The following is an 18,043-nucleotide window of genomic DNA, read 5'->3' as shown; positions in this document are numbered from 1 at the left end:
CTGCGCGCCTCGCGATGACGGTGCTTTTTCCTGCCCCCGTCATTGCGAGGCCCCGCAGGGGCCGTGGCAACCTCCGCGCGCCGCCCCGATGTTCGTGCGTGACGGTGTTGGCGTTTGTCTGATGCGGGCGGTTCCGTCCGTCTATCCTTGAAGGTCGGGGGATTGCCCCCATCATTGGTGTCAGTTCATCCAGATTTGACCGAGGGGTTTCCCAATGCGAATGGATCGCCTGACGACCAAGTTCCAGTCCGCCATCGCGGATGCACAATCGCTCGCGGTAGGCCGCGATCACCAGTTCATCGAACCGGCCCACCTCCTGCTGGCCCTGCTGGACCAGGAGGGCGGTACCATCCGCCACGTGCTCGACCGCGCCGGCGCCAACGTGCGCCAGCTGCGCTCCGCGCTGGGCGAGGCGCTGGACCGCCTGCCCAGGGTGGAGGGTGCCGCGGGCGAGGTGCATGTCTCCAATGACCTGGGGCGCATGCTGAATGTCTGCGACAAGCTTGCCCAGGAGCGCAAGGACCAGTACATCCCCAGCGAGCTGTTCCTGCTCGCGGCGATCGCCGAGAAGGCCGGTGTGGGCGAGATGCTGCGCAACGCCGGCGCCAACAAGGACTCCCTGGAGAAGGCCGTGGACGACATGCGCGGCGGTGCCCAGGTGGACGACCCGAACGCCGAGGAGAACCGCCAGGCGCTGGACAAGTACACCATCGACCTGACCGAGCGCGCCGAGCAGGGCAAGCTGGACCCGGTGATCGGGCGCGACGAGGAGATTCGCCGCTCGATCCAGGTGCTTCAGCGCCGCACCAAGAACAACCCGGTGCTGATCGGCGAACCCGGGGTCGGCAAGACCGCGATTGTCGAGGGTCTGGCCCAGCGCATCATCAACGGCGAGGTGCCCGAGGGGCTGAAGGACAAGCGCGTGCTTGCACTGGATCTGGGCGCCTTGCTGGCCGGGGCCAAGTACCGCGGCGATTTCGAAGAGCGGCTGAAGTCCGTGCTCAAGGAGCTGTCGCAGGAAGAGGGTCGCGTGATCCTGTTCATCGACGAGATCCATACCCTGGTCGGCGCGGGTAAGGCCGAGGGCGCGATGGATGCCGGCAACATGCTCAAGCCGGCCCTGGCGCGCGGCGAGCTGCACTGCATCGGCGCGACCACGCTGGACGAATACCGCCAGAACATCGAGAAGGACGCCGCGCTGGAACGCCGCTTCCAGAAGGTGGTGGTCGACGAGCCCACGCTGGAAGACACCATCGCTATCCTGCGCGGTCTGAAGGAGCGCTACGAGGTCCACCACGGAATCGAGATCACCGACCCGGCGATCGTCGCCGCGGCGCAGCTGTCGCAGCGCTACATCACCGATCGCCAGCTGCCGGACAAGGCGATCGACCTGATCGACGAGGCCAGCTCGCGGATCCGCATGGAGATCGACTCCAAGCCCGAGGTCATGGATCGCCTGGAACGGCGCCTGATTCAGCTGAAGATCGAACGCGAGGCCCTGAAGAAGGAATCCGACGACGCCTCGAAGAAGCGGCTGGATACCCTGGAGGGCGAGATCGATCGCCTGGGGCGCGAGCTCTCCGATCTGGAAGAGGTGTGGAAGTCCGAGAAGGCCTCGGTCTCCGGCGCCGCGCAATTGAAGGAAGAGCTCGAGCGCGCACGTACCGAGCTGGAGACCGCCCGCCGTGCCGGCGACCTGTCGCGCATGTCCGAGTTGCAGTACGGGCGCATCCCGGATCTGGAGAAGTCCCTGGCCATGGCCCACGAGATGGAGAGCCAGGAGACCCAGTTGCTGCGCACCAAGGTGACCGACGAGGAGGTCGCCGAGGTGGTTGCGCGCTGGACCGGCATCCCGGTCTCCAAGATGCTGGAGGGCGAGAAGGACAAGCTGCTGCGCATGGAAGAGGCCGTGGGTGATCGCGTGGTCGGCCAGACGGAAGCCGTGCGCGCGGTGGCCAACGCCATCCGCCGTTCGCGGGCGGGCCTGTCCGATCCGAATCGGCCGAATGGCTCGTTCCTGTTCCTCGGCCCGACCGGGGTTGGCAAGACCGAACTGACCAAGGCACTGGCGTCGTTCCTGTTCGACACCGAAGAGTCCATGGTGCGCATCGACATGTCCGAGTTCATGGAGAAGCACTCGGTGGCGCGGTTGATCGGGGCGCCCCCGGGCTATGTCGGCTACGAGGAGGGCGGCTACCTGACCGAGGCCGTGCGCCGCAAGCCGTACTCCGTGATCCTGCTGGACGAGGTCGAGAAGGCGCACCCGGATGTGTTCAACGTGCTGCTGCAGGTGCTGGATGATGGTCGTCTGACGGACGGTCATGGGCGCACCGTGGACTTCCGCAACACGGTGATCGTGATGACTTCCAACCTCGGCTCGCAGCAGATCCAGGAGATGGCCGGCGAGGCGAACTACGACGCAATGAAGGCCGCGGTGATGGAGATCGTCGGGCAGCACTTCCGCCCCGAGTTCATCAACCGCGTGGATGATGTGGTGGTGTTCCACCCGCTGGAGCGCGAGCAGATCCGGGCGATTGCCGGCATCCAGCTGCAGTTCCTGCGCAAGCGTCTGGAGGAGCGCGATCTGGGGCTCACCGTCACCGACGCCGCGCTGGATCACCTGGGCGCCGCCGGTTTCGACCCGGTGTACGGCGCGCGTCCACTCAAGCGGGCCATCCAGACGCAGATGGAAAACCCGCTGGCCCAGTCGCTGCTGTCCGGCGAATTCGGCCCCGGCGATACCATCGAGGTGGACCTGGCTGGCGACCAGCTTGCCTTTACCCGGGCTGCCGCTGCCGCCTGACCGGGCTGTCGCTGTTCCGATCCAACAAGGCCCGCCCCGTGCGGGCCTTTTTTGGGTCCGGGAGCAGCAGAGCGGGCGAAGGGGCTGGCGGCCGCATCCGGCGGTGGTGATTGGACGGTGACGGGGTCAGTCGTCGTGGCTGGCGTGGGCGTCCACCGGTTCCTCGAACGCGATGAACAGGATGCAGTCCTCGTCCGATGTGCAATGGGTGGTATGTGCCAGCCGGGCCGGTCCGTAGGCATAGGTGCCGGGTCGGAGCACGACCGGATCCTGGTCGTCGTAGTCGACCTGCATCTCGCCGCTGACGAGCACCATGCGTTCGGCGCTGGTGTGCCAGTGGTGGGGCGCGGTGCTGTTGCCGGGGAGGAGGAAGAAGACGTCGGCATTGGGCTGCGCCGGGTCACCTTGCAGCACGGCGAGCCGGCAGCCATCCGGCATGAAGTCCGGGCACGGGCCCCATTCGAGATCGGGGGAATCGGGTTCGTGGATGAAGGCCGGGCCCTGGTCCGCCGTCGCGACCGTCCAGGCGGCGACCAGCGCGAGGGCGGCGGCGGCCGAGGCAAGGCGGGGTATGGCCCCGGGGGGCGGGATATCGTGTTTGAACATGGTGCACCTCCTGTGGGTCGGCTTTACCCGGCACGCTCCGGGGGGAGCGTGTCGTGGTGTGGCTGACCGGGCGGGTGTCCGTCCGGAGCGGCCTTTGCCTGTAAGTCTGGCTGGTTCACGTGGGGGTGACTTCCAAGATCTTGCGGCAGGGGGGCGGATGTTGCGGTGGGTGGGCACCGGGCAGCGCCACGATTGCCGGCTCGCTACACTCGGGGTCTGAGAGCTGTCGGATAGGGATGTTCGGGATGGGTGTGTTGCGGGTGTGTGCGGTCCTGGCGGTGGTGTTGGGGCTGGTGGGGTGTTCGCTGCTGGATGCGCGCGAGCAGCTGGCGCGGATGGGCGGAGCCTGTGTGATCAGCGGTACGGTAGGATCGAACGAAGGGGCGGATGGGGTGGAACGGACCGGGCCCTATGTGGTGGCGGTGTTCCGCGAGCCGGTCGCCGGCGCCGTTGTGCCCGAACCGGCAGACCACGTGGTGAGCGCGCGCGGCGGGAGCTGGTTCTTTGCCCTGGAGCCTGGTCGTTACAGCGTGCTGGCCTTCCGCGACGAGGATGGTGATCGCGCGCATCCGGCTGGCGCACCGGTCCAGCATGTCGCGGGCGGCGATGCGCTGGATTGTGGCCCTGGCGGACGGCTGACCGGGATCGATATCCGCGTGAACGGGAATGATCGCCTGGCGCACGCCATTCACCTGCCGGATACACGGGGTCCCGGGGGCGGCGCGGCGCCGCTGAGCCTGGGTCGGGTGACGGCCTACGGCGAGATCGCCCATCTGGAGGATCCGCGCTTCGCGACCGAGGTGGCGCGGGGCAGCCAGTGGCGCCCCCTGGATTTCGTGCTGGCGGGGTATGCCGGGGTGTACTTTCTTGAGCCATACGATCGCGCACGGACACCCGTGCTGTTCGTGCACGGGATGAACGGCTCGCCGCGGGACTTCGCTGGGCTGCTGGAGGGGCTTGACCGAGAGCGTTACCAGCCGTGGTTCTACTATTACGCCTCCGGGCTGCCGCTGCAGTCGGCCGCGGTGCACCTGGCACAGGTGGTCGAGGAGCTGGAGGTACGCCACGGCGTCGAGTCACTGCCGGTGGTGGCACACAGCATGGGCGGGCTGATCGCGCGCGGCTTCCTGAACGAGCGCGCCCGGCGCGAGGCGGCGGCGACCGTGCCGGCGATGATCACCCTGTCCACCCCGTGGGCCGGACACGAACGCGCCCAGCGGGGTGTTGATCGTTCGCCGGTGGTCATTCCGGTATGGCGCGACATGGCCCCGGGCAGCGATTACCTGGAAGGCCTGTTCGCGGATGCCAACACGGAGGTGACCGAGCTGCACCTGCTGTTTGGCTACCAGCGCGGAGAGGGAGGCGCGCGCGCCACTGCGGACGGGGTGGTCACCCTCGCCAGCATGCTGCACCCGCCCGCGCAGCGCGCGGCGGCCTCGGTCTTCGGGGTGGCGACCACGCACGCCGGCATCCTGTCCCATCCATTGGTGCTGGAGCGAGTGGACGGGCTCTTGTCCGGCGTACGGGGGGACTGACTGCCGTCTGTGTTGGTGCCTGCCGTCGCGACGGCGCCATGGGATCGGCGTAGTCTGAAGGCATGCCTGTCGCCTGGACGTCCTCGGCAGGCCAGCCAACGGGGAGCGCGATGCAGTTGTTCGAGTGCGAGGTCTGTGGGCAGGGGGTGTACTTCGACAACACCTTCTGTACCCGCTGCGGCCACCGGCTGGGATTCCTGCCGGACCGCCTGGAGGTCTCCGCCCTGGTGCCGGCGGGGGAGGCTGTGGGCGCCCGCGGGCGACCGATCCCCGGTGGCCTGTGGCGGGTAGCGGACGAGCCGGACGGGCTGTTTTATCGCCAGTGCCGGCACTATGCGGTGGATGCGGTGTGCAACTGGATGGTGCCCTATGAGGAAGCCGAGCCTTTCTGTCGCGCCTGCCGCCTGAATCGCACCATCCCGGACCTCAGTGTGCCGGGCAATGCGCGGCTGTGGGAGCGTCTGGAGGCCGAAAAGCGACGCCTGGTATATGGCCTGTTGCGCCTGGGCCTGCCGGTGGTGCCGCGGAAAAGCGATCCTGGGGGGATTGCGTTTGATTTCCTGGCCGACCCGGCCCCGGAATTCCGCGAGGGCGGTGGCGTGGTCACCGGCCATTCGCACGGGCTCATTACGATCAATATCGCCGAGGCCGATCCCGCGGTGCGCGAGCGCATGCGCGAGGCGATGGCCGAACCCTATCGCACCATTCTCGGCCACTTTCGCCATGAGTCCGCGCACTACTACTGGGATCGTCTGATTCGTGGTACCCACTGGCATGCCGATTTTCGCGAGCGCTTCGGCGACGAGCGCGCGGACTACGACGAGGCCCTGCGGCGCCATTACACCGGCGGTCCGCCGGCGGATTGGCAGGCCTCGTTCGTGTCCGCCTATGCCAGCTCCCACCCCTGGGAAGACTGGGCCGAGACCTGGGCCCACTATCTGCACATCGTGGATACGCTGGACACGGCCTCTGCCTACAACATGGACATCGAACCCGTCGCCGGACCGTCGGCGCGGCTGGGGGCACAGGGGAATCTGCCGGCTTTTGATGCCTATGCCACGGCGGACTTCGATCTGCTTCTGGAGCATTGGCTGCCGCTGGTCAGCGCCCTGAACAGCCTCAACCGCAGTATGGGCCACTCGCATGTCTACCCCTTCGTGCTGACCGCTACCGCGATCGCCAAGCTGGCGTTCGTGCATCAGGTCATTCAGGATTTCCGCATGGGCAGCCGCGTACAACCGGCGGGCGCCACCGGCCCTTGATCTGCTGGCATGGATCGGCAAAGGTCCGGTCCTGAAATACATCCATCGCGCAAGCGAAAGGACGCCAGATGTACAACGTTGCCACCCGCGGCCCGTTCAAGGGGCTGAACCCGCGTGTTGCGCCGCTGGCGCTGATCCTCGTGGTGATCATCGCCCTGCTGGGGGTTTATCGAACCGAGCAGCTGGGCGCGGTGGTGGGGGATGCGCGTGCCTTCGTGACGCCGCTGCTGGAGTGGTATTACGTGGTGATCATGGCCTTCTTCCTGGTCATGGTGATCTGGCTCGGGGTGGGGCGCTACAAGGACGTGCGCCTGGGACGTGACGACGAAGTGCCCGAGTTCACCACGCTGTCGTGGCTGTCGATGCTGTTCGCCGCCGGCATGGGCGTGGGGTTGCTGTTCTGGGCGGTGGCCGAGCCGCTGTCGCATTACGGCGGCAACCCGTTCCTGAGCGAGAACGGCGACCAGGCGGCCGCCGCCGACATGTCGATGGTGCTGACGTATTTCCACTGGGGGCTGAACGCCTGGGGCGTGTTCGCGCTGCTGGCGCTGATCCTGGCCTATTTCAGCTTCCGCAAGGGCCAGCCGCTGGCGCTGCGCTCGGCCCTGCACCCGCTGATCGGCAAGTACAGCCATACCTGGCCGGGCGATCTGGTGGATCTGCTCGCCATTGTGGCCACGGTCTTCGGGATCGCAACGACCCTGGGGCTGGGTATCCAGCAGCTGGAGGCCGGGTTGGCGCATACCCTGGGCCTCTCGCTGGAAGGGGATCGCGGTCTCCTGCTGCTGACGGCGCTGCTGACGGTGACTGCGATCGTGTCGGTGGTGGCCGGGATGCAGGCCGGGGTGCAGCGGGTCAGCCAGGCCAATCTGTGGCTCAGTGTCGCTCTGCTTGGACTACTGCTGGTATGGGGGCCGACCCAGTACTTGCTGGCCTTGGTGGTGCAGTCCAGCGGCAGCTACATGCAGAACCTGCTGGGTTTGTCGCTGTACACCCATGCCCACCACCTGGACGGGTGGCACTCCGACTGGACGGTCTTCTACTGGGGCTGGTGGCTGGCCTGGGCGCCGTTCGTTGGGCTGTTCATCGCGCGCATCTCGCGCGGGCGCACCCTGCGCGAATTCGTCACGGGGGTGCTGTTGGTGCCGACCCTGATCACCTTCTTCTGGCTTGCGCTGCTGGGCGGTACGGCCCTGCACGCCGAGGTCGAGGGCATCGCAAACATTGCCGATCGCGTGGCGGAAGACCTGACCATGGCAACCTTCGCCACCATGGAGACCCTGGAACCCTGGTTGATCGCGCAGACCGGCGCCGTGCTGATCACGGTGCTGATCGCGACCTACCTGCTGACCTCCGCGAATGCCGGCATCGTGGTCATCAACACCCTGCTGGCCCATGGGGCCACCGAACACCGGGCGATTCACCTGATCCTGTGGGGCGCGATGATCGGTCTGGTGACCGGCGTCTTGCTGCTGGCCGGAGGGCTGGAGGTCCTGCAGAATGCAGTCATCCTGGCCGCGCTGCCGTTCTCGCTGGTGATGCTGATGATGGTGGTGGGCCTGATGCGCGCCCTGGAAGACGAGCGCTATGCCCCACGCCCGGGCGCGCATACGGTCGCCCCCAGCGAGCCATGGACCATTCCGCCGGATCGCGTCCACGAGGACTTTGATATGGACGACGATGCCCCCGAGGCCCGTGACGAAGACGACGACCCTCGTCGCTCCTGACCGCCCCTGTTTTCCACCACGAAGCACACGAAGGCACGAAGAAGGTCAAAAGCCTTTGCACCACAGAGGGCACAGAGAAAAGGAAGGAACGCGGTAACGCCTGGGTGGCGAAGGCGCAGTTCGATCCGCCTTGCCCTTCAACCCTGATGTTCTCCGTGTCTTCTGTGCCCTCTGTGGTTCAAATCGCTCTTGAACTTGACCTTCTTCGTGCCTTCGCGCGCTTCGTGGTGAACACACCAGGGAGGGAAAGGCCCGCGCATCTTGCGTTCACTTTCGGGGTGGCGGGGCTTGCCGTAGCCTGTGCGCAACGATTTCACGAACCGCGAGAGGAACCCCATGAGCGATACCCTGCAGTTGTCCGGCGAGTTGATTCAGAAGGTCCAGGATCTGCTGACCGAGGTGGACCCGAAGGCGCAGCAACCCATCGTGGCCGTGCAGTACCTGAGCGCAATCACCGGGTTCATGGTCGCGCAGATGCCGGAGTCGGTGAACGAGCGCAAGGAGTACCTCAAGCAGCTCTCCGAATTTACCGAGTCGGTGTTCGTGGACGTCGAGAGCCGCAAGCAGACCGCCCCGCCGCCGCAGGAGGCCAGTGGCGTGTGGCGCCCCGGCGAGAACTGAGCGCCACGGGCCATGCCGTCGGGCGTGGCCGCAACCGGGGGCGGCGCAACCTCGGCGATCTTGTGAAGGCGGCGGTCAGTTGTTCCCGTCGCCTTTGTTTTTGTCCTTGCGCATCTGGCGCAGCATGGCTTCCTGTTCGTTGAAGCTGGGCATGCGGCGCTTGCCGCCGGCGTCGCGGGCCGGGTCGTTGCGACCGGCCAGGCCTGATTGCCCGGGCTTTTCGGCTTCCTTGATCTGCTGGTATTCGTCCAGTTCGCGGCGGGCGTCTTCGTCGCTGGTGTAGCGGCCACGGTAGTCCTGCGGTGGCTTGTGGCCCTTGCGCAGGAAGAGCTGCTTGCGTAGCTCCTTGTTGTAGTCGGTCACCCGACGGTCGATCCACCACAGGTCCACCAGCGCCCATGACACGCCAATAATCAGCGGTAGCAACCACCAGGCGGCGGGGCCAAATCCGGCGAGGGCCAGGGTGGCCGCACTGAGTGCCAGGAAGCCGGCGCCGCCCAGCGGCTCGCGCAGGTAGAAGCGATGCAGCCCGAGCGGGAACAGGATCCACGCAGCGTAGGCCGCAGGGCGGGTGCGCATCTCGCGAGCGAGGCGGGCGTTGACCGCCTGCAGGCCGCCACCTTCCAGGTCCAGTTCCTTCCAGGCCTTGCTCATGCGGTTCTCCGTTGCGTTCGCGTGTGAGGGCCACGGTAGTCCGACCGGAGCGTACGGGCGATTGTGCGGGTGTCGCGCGGGGCTTTTGCGGACGCGGGTTCAGTCCTCTTCGCGGGTGGCGTCGCGTTCCAGCAGCCGGCGCACAGTGTCGTGCACCGGGCGGCCCTGATAGAGCACCGCGTGCACCTCGGCGCAGATCGGCATGTCCACTTCCAGTGCCTTCGCCCGCGCCACAGCGACCCGGGCGGTCTCTACACCCTCCACCGACTGTCCCACCCGCGCGCGGGCGGTGTCGAGATCCAGGCCTTCGCCCAGCATCCGGCCCAGGCGCCGGTTGCGCGACTGGTTGTCGGTGCAGGTGAGGATCATGTCCCCCAGTCCGGAGAGGCCGGTGAGGGTGGTCGGACGGGCGCCGACCGCCGCGCCGAAGCGCTGGATCTCGGCCAGCCCACGGGTCATCAGTGCGGCGCGCGCATTGGCCCCGAACCCGGCGCCGTCGGCAATACCGGTGGCCACCGCGAGCACGTTCTTCAGCGCGCCGCCCAGTTCCACGCCGATCACGTCCGTATTGCGGTACAGGCGCAGCGAGCGCCCGTGCAGGGCCGCAACCAGTGCGTCCATGTGCCCCTCGTCGCTGGAGGCGACCGACAGTGCGGTGGGTTGCTCCTGTGCGACCTCGGCGGCAAACGAGGGGCCGGAAATCAGGGCGGGCGGGCGCTCCCGCCCGAGTTCCTGTTCGGCAATCTCGTGCAGCCAGGCCCCGGTCGCCGTCTCCAGGCCCTTGGTGGCCCAGGCCACAATCTGCGCGCGCGCCAGCCGTGGGGCCAGCCAGCGCAGGGTCTCGCGGAACGCGCCGGAGGGGACCGCGATCAGGACCAGATCGCGGTCATCGACGATTGCCGGGTCGGCGCTGACGCGCAGGTTGTCCGGGAAGCGGTGGCCGGGAAGGTAGCGGGCGTTCTCGCGCTGGTGCTGCAGGCGCGTGGCGGTATCGTCCCCACGCACCCACAGGGCGACGTCGGCATGCAGGCGGGCCGCATGCAGCGCCAGCGCCGTGCCCCAGCAGCCGCCTCCGAGGACCGCGATACGCATCGGTTGCGCCTCGCGTCAGGCCTGTTGCGTGGGCTCGGCCTGTTCCCCGCCGGCCTGTTGCTTCTGTTCCTGCAGGTGCTGGGCATACAGCGATTCGAAGTTGACCGGCTGTAGCAGGAGCTGCGGGAAGCCGCCCTTCAGTACCAGGTCGGCCACCGTTTCGCGGGCGAACGGGAACAGCACGTTGGGGCAGTAGGCACCCAGCAGGTGGTTGCGCTGATCCTCGGCAAAATTGCGCACGATGAACACGCCGGCCTGCTTGATTTCGACCAGATAGGCGGTCTTGCCGTCGGATTCGGTGGTCACGGTCAGGCCCAGTTCCACCTCGAAGGCGCCGGCGGCCTCGTCGATCGGACGTGCGTTGGTGTTCAGCTGGATGTTGGTCTCGCCCTTCCACTCGCGCATGAATACCTCGGGGGATTCCGGCGCCTCGAAGGACAGGTCCTTGATGAAGACCTTCTGGATGGAGAAGTCGGGCCGGTCGCTCTGTTCGGCCTGGGCCGCGCCGTTGCCGCTCTTCGGGGAATTCTTCTCTTCAGCCATGATGTTGTCTCGCAGTCGTCTGGAATCGGGGCATTGTAAGGGGGATGAGCGGTGTTTTTCGGGGTGGCCGGGGCGATCCCGTTTGCCGCCCGTTGCCGGCGGCGGCGCGTGTTATCCGGATGCGTTGTCGGTCGGGGCTTCGAGGCCGGCCTCGCTGGCCAGGCGCGCCAGTTCGCCGTTACTGTCCATCGCCTGCAGTTCGTCGAAGCCGCCGATGTGCGTATCGCCGAGAAAGATCTGCGGGACCGAGGTGCGGCCGGCGGCGCGCTGTTCCATCTCCGCGCGCAGACCGGGTTCGCGGTCGACGGCATACTCCGCGAAAGGGTAGCCACGCTGGTTGAGCAGGCGCCGCGCGAGCAGGCAGAATGGACAGCGCCCGCTGGAGTAGACCTCGAACTGCATTACTTCTTCTTGATGGGCATGTTGGCCGATTGCCAGGCCTGGATGCCGCCCTGCAGGTTGACTACGTCCTCGAACCCGGCCGCGGTCAGTTGCTGCGCGGCGCTGGCGGAGCGGTTGCCGCTGCGGCAGTACACCACTACCGGCTTGTCCTTGTATTTCTCGATGTCGCCCATGCGCTTTTTCAGGCTGCCGAGCGGGATGTGCTTGGCACCGCCGATGCGCCCGGAGGCGACTTCGTTGTCCTCGCGCACGTCCAGCACCAGGGCGTCGTCCTGGTTGATCACGCGCACCGCCTCGACCGGCGAGAGCGACCGATACTTGCGGTTCAGGCGTCGCAGTTCGACGAACAGGATCATCCCGATCACCGCCAGCAGGGCGCCGGTCAGGATGGGGTGGTTGGCGAGAAATTCGGGCAGGCGTTCAAGCATTCGGGAGACCGGATCGGAGGGGTGGGTGTCAGGAACTGCAGAAAACGTCCTGCATCATACCGATCAGGCGCAGGGTCCGGGAGTCCCCCACCCGGTAGTAAACCCGGTTGGCGTCCTTGCGCGTGGCGAGGATGCCCTTGTCGCGCAGGATGCCGAGATGCTGCGAGATGTTGCTCTGCGACGTCCCGACCTGATCGACGATTTCCTGTACGCTGATTTCGCGATCGCCGAGAATGCAGAGGATCTTCAGACGCAGCGGGTGGGACATGGCCTTGAGCGAGCGCGAGGCCCGCTCGATGTCTTCGTCCTGGGACATCAAACCGTCTTCGACGTACATTTCGTCTTCAACCGTTTCGTTGCTCACGGCATGCCTCTCTTGCTCGCGAGGGCAGGCCCTCGCAACTGGGTCAGAATATAAGAACCTAAACGTACCCCGATATGCGAATTTGCGCAATCTTGAGTCATCCAAGCGGTTCACGCGCCCTTTTGTGGTGCGGTGTGTTGCTCTGTTTTCTGTGGCCGGTCAGCGCCGTGGCGCTGGAACCGGAGGCGGAGCTGCGCGAGACGCGCGAGGCCATCCAGGACCTGGAGCGCAGCCAGGAAGAGCGTTACGCGGCCCTGCAGCAGCTGGAAGGGCTGCTTGCGGAGGCCGCTCGCGGGACCGAGGCCTCGCGCCAGGAGCTGCGCGAGCTGGCGCGGGCGCGTTCGCGTCAGGAGGCGGTGGTCGCCGACCAGGAGGACCGTGTGGACGAGGCCCGGGAGCGGCTGGAGGCAGAACGCCGCGCCGCGGCCCGCCTGGTGCGCGATCAGTGGCAGGGCGAACGCCATCCCGGACGGAGCGACGGTCAGGCCGCGGAGCATCGCCATCAGGCCGCGTTTGCCGCGCGCATCCGCGAAGCGCGCGAGCAGGCCCTGGTCGTGTTGCGCGATCGAATCGAGGCGCTGGAGACGGCGCGCGAGGAACTCGCGCGGGAGCGGGCGGTGCTGGCAGAACGGGAAGAGCAGGCCCGCGCGGCGGTCGCGGATCTGGAACGCGAGGAGGCGCACCAGCGCCAGGCGATGGCGGAGCTGGAGGCGGCCATCGAGGACGAGTCGCTGGAACTGGAGCGCCTGGCGCGCAATGCCGAAACCCTGGAGGCGGTAATCGAGGAGGTCGAGGCACGCAGCGCGGCGCGTGCCGCGGCACCCCGCGAGTTTACCCCCGAACGGCCGGACGTCGGCTTCGTGGAATTGGAGGGCGAACTCCCGCGTCCGGCCGAAGGCCGAGTGATTCGCAGTTTCAACGAGTCCCGTGGTAGCCGCCTGCGTTCACGCTGGCGCGGCGCGGTGCTGGAGGTCGATAACGGCACGGCGGTACGCGCGGTGCACTTCGGCCGGGTGGTCTACGCCGACTGGATGCAGGGCTACGGCTTCCTGGTGATCGTTGATCATGGGGAGCGCTACCTGACGCTCTACTCCAATGTAGAGGAGATCCTGGTGGCGGAAGGCGAGACCGTGGGCGCCGGCGAGCAACTGGCCGTGGCGGGCGAGGGCAGCGAGGCGATCGCGCCCGGGCTTTACTTCGAGATCCGTCACAACGGCGGGCCATTGAACCCCGAAAGCTGGTGGCCCTCTCAGTAGAGGAAGCAAGATGGAATGCGCCCATGCCCCGGCAAAAGGCCGATCGGCGGCGTGCATTCAGGCAGCCGTCACATTGCGGGTGCTACCATCTTCACACGAATCACCTCAAGTGAACGAGGAAAGGTAATGAGCAAGTCTTGTCGCACCGGATACTCCCTGATCGTCGGACTGGTTGTCGGGGTCATGCTGAGTGTTTCGGTGGCCGTCTACGCCGACCGCGACAATGGCGCGCAATCCGCTCTGCCAGTAGAAGATCTGCAGCGCTTCACTGACGTATACATGCGCATCAAGCGCAATTACGTCACCGAGGTCGAAGACAAGGATCTCCTGGACAGTGCGATCCAGGGGATGCTGTCCGGCCTTGACCAGCATTCGGCCTATCTGGACGAACAGGACTTCGAGGACATGCAGGTCGGGACCTCCGGCGAGTTTGGCGGGCTGGGCATCGAGGTTGGCATGGAAGACGGCTTCGTCAAGGTCATCGCGCCGATCGATGACACCCCGGCCAGCCGTGCCGGGGTCGAGGCCGGTGACCTGATCATTCGCCTGGATGGCGAGTCGGTGAAGGGTATGTCCCTGTCCGACGCGGTCGCCAAGATGCGTGGCGAGAAAGGCTCGGACATCACCCTGACCATCCTGCGTGATGGCGAGGACCGCCCGAAAGAAATCACCATCACCCGCGATGTGATCCAGGTGCAGAGCGTGCGCTCCGAGATCCTGGAGGACGGCTTCGGCTACGTACGCATCAGCAATTTCCAGCAGCGCACGGCACGCGACCTGGTGCGGGCAATCGAAGACCTGCAGGAACAGGGCGAGCTGCAGGGGCTCGTGCTGGATCTGCGCAACAACCCCGGCGGCATCCTGACGGGCGCTGTGGGCGTCTCGGACGCCTTCCTCGAAGAAGGCCTGATCGTCTACACCGAAGGTCGGCTGGAGGATTCGCAGTTCCGCTACCAGGCCTCGCCGGGGGATGTTCTCAAGGGCGCGCCGATGGTCGTCCTCGTCAATCGCGGATCGGCCTCCGCCTCCGAGATCGTGGCGGGTGCGCTGCAGGACCACAGGCGGGCCGTGGTTATGGGGCAGAACACCTTCGGCAAGGGCTCGGTGCAAACCATCCTGCCGCTGACCCAGAACACCGGGATCAAGCTGACCACCGCGCGTTACTTCACGCCTGATGGCCGTGCCATCAACGAGGACGGGATTGACCCGGACATCCGCCTGCAGCAGCTCGTGGTGCAGCGCTCCGACAGCGAAAATGGCGGCGCCCGCATGGGCCGTGACGGCTTGCCGGAATCTGTGGATGCGGACGAAGACAATGGCGAGACGTTGGCCGAGCGCGATTACGGCATGAACGAGGCGCTGAATCTCCTGAAGGGCCTGAACTTCTACAACCGCCGCTGAGCGCGGCGGACAGGGAGGATTGATGCCGAACGTACTGGTGCCCCTGGCCGCGGGGGCCGAGGAACTGGAGGCGGTCACGATCATCGACCTGCTGCGCCGGGCGCAATTCGAGGTCACCGTGGCCGGGCTGGAGCCCGGGCCGGTGACCTGTTCGCGGGGCACGGTCATCCAGCCGGATACCACGGTTGATCAGGTGCTGGATCGGTCCTTTGACCTGATCGTCCTGCCGGGTGGCCTGCCCGGCGCCGATCACCTGCGCGACGACGCCCGGGTGCAGGGTTTGCTGCGGGCGCAGGCCGAACGCGAGGGATACCTGGCCGCGATCTGTGCCGGGCCCAAGGCGCTGGCCGAGGCCGGGCTGCTGGAGGGCCGCACCGTTACCGCCTTTACCGGCGCGCTGGACGAGGCGGGAATCCCGTCCACCGGCGCCCCGGTGGAGATCGACGGGCGTCTGATCACCGGCCGTGGCCCGGGTGCCGCGATGGACTTCGCCCTGACCCTGATCGAACAGCTCGCCGGCCGCGAGGCCCGCGACGCCGTCGAGGGCCCGCTGCTAAGACCCTGATGGCCTTAGCCACGAAGACACGAAGGAAGACACGAAGAGGGTAGGATGTGTTGAGCGCAGCGAAACGCATCGGGGCCGGACCATTCCGCGAGGCCGATGCGATTCGCTGCGCTCATCCGCATCCTGCCCGCTGCAAAACGATCGTGGCCTTTCTGATGCGCCTCAAGAGGTCCGATGGCGGTCGTCATCAACACCCGCTGTCTCCTGCGCTTCGGGGTGGATTCGCCCTTCGTTCTTGGGCTATCCCACGGTCGCGTAGCGGGTGGCGGTGCCCAGCCAGCGTTCGATCAGGGCGGCGGCGCGCGCCGGGTCGTTCTCGATGCGTGCCGCGAGAGTGGCGGCCTCGTCCAGAAGGTCCTGGTCGCGTGACCAGTCGGCGACGCGGAAGCTGCGATCGCCAGTCTGGCGCGTGCCCAGCAGTTCGCCCGGACCGCGCAGCTTGAGATCCACCTCCGCAATCTCGAAGCCGTCGTCGGTGCGGCGCATCGCCTCCAGGCGCTCGCGTGCGGTATCGCCCAGTGGCGGACGGTAGAGCAGCACGCAGGCCGACGCGGCACTGCCGCGCCCGACCCGGCCGCGCAGCTGGTGCAGCTGCGACAGCCCCATGCGTTCGGCATTCTCGATGATCATCAGGCTGGCGTTGGGGACGTCGACGCCGACCTCGATCACGGTGGTCGCCACCAGCAGGTCGATCGCGCCCGCGCGGAAGCGCTCCATCACCGCATCGCGCTCCGGTCCCTTCATGCGTCCGTGGGCCAGTCCGATGGTCAGCTCCGGCAACGCCTCGCGCAAGCGTTCGGCAGTGGCCTCGGCGGATTCCGCCTCCAGTTGTTCCGATTCCTCCACCAACGGGCAGACCCAGTAGGCCTGGGTACCGGAGCCGCAGGCGGCGCGGATGCGTTCGATGACCTCGTCACGGCGCTCATGGCTGATCAGCGCGGTGCGTACCGGGGTGCGCCCGGGCGGGCGTTCGTCGATGACCGAACTGGCCAGTTCCGCGTACAGGGCCATGGCCAGGGTGCGCGGGATCGGGGTGGCGGTCATGATCAGCTGATGCGGCATCCGGCCGTTGCCCTTGTCGCGCAGGGCCATGCGCTGGTGCACGCCGAAGCGGTGCTGTTCGTCGATGATTGCGAGCCCCAGATGATGAAACCGCACCTCCTCCTGAAACAGGGCGTGGGTCCCGATCGCGACCTGGCGCTGCCCGCTGGCCAGTTCCGCGAGCAGTTGGCCGCGCTCGCTGGCCGTCTGGCGTCCGCCCAGCCAGGCGATCGCGACGCCCAGTGGTTCCATCCACTGGGCAAGATTGCGCCCGTGCTGGCGGGCGAGTAGTTCGGTCGGGGCCATGAACGCCACCTGATAGCCGGCCTCTACCGCCGCTAGCGCGGCTGCGACCGCGACCAGGGTCTTGCCGGAGCCGACATCGCCCTGGACCAGACGGTTCATCGGCTGCGGGCGCGCGAGGTCGGCCAGGATCTCTTCGGTAACACGCTCCTGTGCGCCGGTGGGTTCGAAGGGGAGCTGCCCGCGCAGTTGTTGCCACAGCGCCCCCGGGGACTGGATGACCGGGGCGCTGCGTGTGTCCGCGGGCATCCGGCTCTGCTGCATGCGCGCGAGTTGGTGGGCGCAGAGCTCTTCCAGGGCCAGCCGCGTGCGCGCCGGGCTGCGGTTCTCCGGGGTGTCCAGGGCGGCCAGTGCGTCGGCCTGCGCCGGTGGGTGATGGAGCTGCTCGAGGGCGGAGTGCAGGCCAGGCAGGCCCTGCCGGGGCAGTTCCGGAAGCAGGTCGGGCAGGGCCTGCATCCCCGGCAGGGCGTGCGCGACCAGCTGGCGTAGCAGCTTTTGCGACACGCCCTCGGTGGTCGGGTAGATCGGGGTCAGGTGCGACTCCATCGCCGGCGGGCTATCGCCCACGGTCTGGATCTCCGGGTGCACGCACTCCAGTGCGCCGGGCATGCCGCGGGGCTCGCCGAAGGCGCGGATGCACGTGCCGGGGCTCAGGCGGCGCTGCTGGTTGGCCCCGAAGTGAAAGAACCGCAGCAGGACCTGGGCCTGGCCGTCGGCCAGGGTGACCACCAGCATGCGCCGGCGGCGGTGGACCACCTCGGAGTGGGTGACGCGCCCCTCGAACAGTGCAGCCAGCCCCGGACGCAGCGCGGCAATCGGCTTCAGGCGCGTGCGATCCTCGAAGCGCAGGGGCAGATGGAACAGCAGGTCCCCGGCCTGCTCCAGACCCAGACGCTCCAGTCGTTCCGCCACCGCCGGGCCGACACCCTTCAGCGCGGTCAGCGGGACCTGCAGCTCCACCGGTTGGGTTCGCGCAGCGCGATCAGTCGCGCGGGCGCCAGGCGATGGCGTCCATTTCCACCTGGGCGCCCTTGGGCAGGGCGGCCACGCCGATCGCGGCACGTGCCGGGTAGGGCTCGTTGCAGACTTCGCTCATGATCTTGTTCACAAGCGGGAAGTGAGCCAGGTCGATCAGGAAGATGTTCAGTTTGGCAATATCGGCGGTGCTGGCTCCCGCCGCCTCCAGGACGGCCTGGAGGTTGGCGAACACCTGGCGGATCTGGTCCTCGATGCCGCCCTCGACCAGTTCCATGGTGGCCGGGTCCAGCGGGATCTGGCCGGACAGGTACAGGGTGTCGCCGGTACGCACGGCCTGCGAGTAGGGGCCGATGGCGGCCGGGGCGTTTTCGGTCTGGATGATCTCGCGCGACATGTGGACTCCTTGTACTGCCGGGTTGAATCTTGATAGGGCCAGCGATTGCTGGATGCGGACCCGCCATT

Annotated in this window: 16 protein-coding genes and 1 pseudogene; 8 read left to right on the top strand and 9 right to left on the bottom strand. The window is 67.1% G+C overall.

Annotation, left to right across the window (positions count from 1 at the left end):
- The first annotated feature begins 220 nt into the window (after window positions 1-220).
- Window positions 221-2,803: an ATP-dependent chaperone ClpB gene (clpB, locus tag D575_RS0101460; protein ID WP_018144134.1), complete on the top strand. Its 2,583-nt coding sequence runs from the start codon at window positions 221-223 to the stop codon at window positions 2,801-2,803.
- Window positions 2,804-2,929: 126 nt separating this feature from the next.
- On the opposite strand, the gene D575_RS0101455 is transcribed toward clpB, so the two are convergent.
- On the bottom strand, window positions 2,930-3,409 hold the full coding sequence (locus D575_RS0101455) for a cupin domain-containing protein (protein ID WP_018144133.1): 480 nt from the start codon (window positions 3,407-3,409) through the stop codon (window positions 2,930-2,932).
- Window positions 3,410-3,654: 245 nt separating this feature from the next.
- Here D575_RS0101455 and D575_RS0101450 point away from each other — a divergent pair, with 245 nt between their 5' ends.
- From D575_RS0101450 to D575_RS0101435, 4 genes are all read left to right on the top strand, one after another.
- Window positions 3,655-4,944, top strand: a complete 1,290-nt coding sequence (locus tag D575_RS0101450) for a triacylglycerol lipase (RefSeq protein ID WP_018144132.1) — start codon at window positions 3,655-3,657, stop codon at window positions 4,942-4,944.
- Window positions 4,945-5,054: 110 nt separating this feature from the next.
- Window positions 5,055-6,206, top strand: a complete 1,152-nt coding sequence (locus D575_RS0101445; protein WP_018144131.1) for a putative zinc-binding metallopeptidase — start codon at window positions 5,055-5,057, stop codon at window positions 6,204-6,206.
- 68 nt (window positions 6,207-6,274) lie between these two features.
- The gene (locus tag D575_RS0101440) at window positions 6,275-7,933 is read left to right on the top strand and encodes a BCCT family transporter (RefSeq protein ID WP_018144130.1); all 1,659 of its coding nucleotides are present in this window, start codon (window positions 6,275-6,277) and stop codon (window positions 7,931-7,933) included.
- A 336-nt stretch (window positions 7,934-8,269) separates the two neighbouring features.
- Window positions 8,270-8,554, top strand: coding sequence for a hypothetical protein (locus tag D575_RS0101435; RefSeq protein WP_018144129.1), 285 nt, complete (start codon window positions 8,270-8,272; stop codon window positions 8,552-8,554).
- A gap of 75 nt (window positions 8,555-8,629) precedes the next feature.
- Here D575_RS0101435 and D575_RS0101430 read toward each other — a convergent pair whose 3' ends face one another.
- The 6 genes from D575_RS0101430 to D575_RS0101405 form a co-directional block, all read right to left on the bottom strand.
- The gene (locus D575_RS0101430) at window positions 8,630-9,208 is read right to left on the bottom strand and encodes a hypothetical protein (RefSeq protein WP_018144128.1); all 579 of its coding nucleotides are present in this window, start codon (window positions 9,206-9,208) and stop codon (window positions 8,630-8,632) included.
- A 99-nt stretch (window positions 9,209-9,307) separates the two neighbouring features.
- Window positions 9,308-10,300, bottom strand: a complete 993-nt coding sequence (locus tag D575_RS0101425; protein WP_018144127.1) for an NAD(P)H-dependent glycerol-3-phosphate dehydrogenase — start codon at window positions 10,298-10,300, stop codon at window positions 9,308-9,310.
- Window positions 10,301-10,315: 15 nt separating this feature from the next.
- On the bottom strand, window positions 10,316-10,843 hold the full coding sequence (gene secB / locus D575_RS0101420) for a protein-export chaperone SecB (protein ID WP_018144126.1): 528 nt from the start codon (window positions 10,841-10,843) through the stop codon (window positions 10,316-10,318).
- 111 nt (window positions 10,844-10,954) lie between these two features.
- Complete coding sequence (gene grxC, locus D575_RS0101415) at window positions 10,955-11,245, bottom strand: glutaredoxin 3 (RefSeq protein ID WP_018144125.1); 291 nt, start codon at window positions 11,243-11,245, stop codon at window positions 10,955-10,957.
- Window positions 11,245-11,673: a rhodanese-like domain-containing protein gene (locus D575_RS0101410; RefSeq protein WP_018144124.1), complete on the bottom strand. Its 429-nt coding sequence runs from the start codon at window positions 11,671-11,673 to the stop codon at window positions 11,245-11,247. Before D575_RS0101410 ends, grxC begins: the two co-directional genes overlap by 1 nt.
- A gap of 28 nt (window positions 11,674-11,701) precedes the next feature.
- The gene (locus tag D575_RS0101405) at window positions 11,702-12,037 is read right to left on the bottom strand and encodes a helix-turn-helix transcriptional regulator (RefSeq protein ID WP_026182005.1); all 336 of its coding nucleotides are present in this window, start codon (window positions 12,035-12,037) and stop codon (window positions 11,702-11,704) included.
- A 74-nt stretch (window positions 12,038-12,111) separates the two neighbouring features.
- On the opposite strand from D575_RS0101405, the gene D575_RS0101400 reads away from it, so the two are divergent.
- The 3 genes from D575_RS0101400 (at window position 12,112) to D575_RS0101390 (ending at window position 15,259) form a co-directional block, all read left to right on the top strand.
- Window positions 12,112-13,293 (top strand): murein hydrolase activator EnvC, encoded by a 1,182-nt coding sequence (locus tag D575_RS0101400; protein WP_038031819.1) that lies wholly within the window; start codon window positions 12,112-12,114, stop codon window positions 13,291-13,293.
- A gap of 126 nt (window positions 13,294-13,419) precedes the next feature.
- Window positions 13,420-14,694, top strand: a complete 1,275-nt coding sequence (locus D575_RS0101395; protein WP_018144121.1) for a S41 family peptidase — start codon at window positions 13,420-13,422, stop codon at window positions 14,692-14,694.
- Window positions 14,695-14,716: 22 nt separating this feature from the next.
- The gene (locus D575_RS0101390; RefSeq protein WP_018144120.1) at window positions 14,717-15,259 is read left to right on the top strand and encodes a DJ-1 family glyoxalase III; all 543 of its coding nucleotides are present in this window, start codon (window positions 14,717-14,719) and stop codon (window positions 15,257-15,259) included.
- A 240-nt stretch (window positions 15,260-15,499) separates the two neighbouring features.
- Here D575_RS0101390 and recG read toward each other — a convergent pair.
- Together recG and D575_RS0101380 are read right to left on the bottom strand one after the other, a co-directional pair.
- Window positions 15,500-17,593, bottom strand: a pseudogene (recG, locus tag D575_RS0101385) (ATP-dependent DNA helicase RecG); the annotation flags it as partial.
- Window positions 17,586-17,975, bottom strand: coding sequence for a RidA family protein (locus D575_RS0101380; protein WP_018144118.1), 390 nt, complete (start codon window positions 17,973-17,975; stop codon window positions 17,586-17,588). The pseudogene recG and the gene D575_RS0101380, both read right to left, overlap by 8 nt.
- Window positions 17,976-18,043 lie beyond the last annotated feature (68 nt).

This window comes from Thioalkalivibrio sp. AKL6, assembly GCF_000376905.1.
Classification (GTDB): domain Bacteria; phylum Pseudomonadota; class Gammaproteobacteria; order Ectothiorhodospirales; family Ectothiorhodospiraceae; genus Thioalkalivibrio; species Thioalkalivibrio versutus.
Note: the sequence above shows the minus strand (reverse complement) of the source record. Positions and strands in the feature narration are given on the sequence as shown.

Coding starts and splice junctions, on each gene's coding strand:
- D575_RS0101410 (WP_018144124.1), bottom strand. CDS start 11,673: ATGCTTGAACGCCTGCCCGAATTTCTCGCCAACCACCCCATCCTGACC.
- D575_RS0101380 (WP_018144118.1), bottom strand. CDS start 17,975: ATGTCGCGCGAGATCATCCAGACCGAAAACGCCCCGGCCGCCATCGGC.
- D575_RS0101390 (WP_018144120.1), top strand. CDS start 14,717: ATGCCGAACGTACTGGTGCCCCTGGCCGCGGGGGCCGAGGAACTGGAG.
- D575_RS0101435 (WP_018144129.1), top strand. CDS start 8,270: ATGAGCGATACCCTGCAGTTGTCCGGCGAGTTGATTCAGAAGGTCCAG.
- D575_RS0101450 (WP_018144132.1), top strand. CDS start 3,655: ATGGGTGTGTTGCGGGTGTGTGCGGTCCTGGCGGTGGTGTTGGGGCTG.
- D575_RS0101430 (WP_018144128.1), bottom strand. CDS start 9,208: ATGAGCAAGGCCTGGAAGGAACTGGACCTGGAAGGTGGCGGCCTGCAG.
- D575_RS0101400 (WP_038031819.1), top strand. CDS start 12,112: ATGCGAATTTGCGCAATCTTGAGTCATCCAAGCGGTTCACGCGCCCTT.
- D575_RS0101455 (WP_018144133.1), bottom strand. CDS start 3,409: ATGTTCAAACACGATATCCCGCCCCCCGGGGCCATACCCCGCCTTGCC.
- D575_RS0101445 (WP_018144131.1), top strand. CDS start 5,055: ATGCAGTTGTTCGAGTGCGAGGTCTGTGGGCAGGGGGTGTACTTCGAC.
- grxC (WP_018144125.1), bottom strand. CDS start 11,245: ATGCAGTTCGAGGTCTACTCCAGCGGGCGCTGTCCATTCTGCCTGCTC.
- D575_RS0101440 (WP_018144130.1), top strand. CDS start 6,275: ATGTACAACGTTGCCACCCGCGGCCCGTTCAAGGGGCTGAACCCGCGT.
- D575_RS0101425 (WP_018144127.1), bottom strand. CDS start 10,300: ATGCGTATCGCGGTCCTCGGAGGCGGCTGCTGGGGCACGGCGCTGGCG.
- secB (WP_018144126.1), bottom strand. CDS start 10,843: ATGGCTGAAGAGAAGAATTCCCCGAAGAGCGGCAACGGCGCGGCCCAG.
- D575_RS0101395 (WP_018144121.1), top strand. CDS start 13,420: ATGAGCAAGTCTTGTCGCACCGGATACTCCCTGATCGTCGGACTGGTT.
- clpB (WP_018144134.1), top strand. CDS start 221: ATGGATCGCCTGACGACCAAGTTCCAGTCCGCCATCGCGGATGCACAA.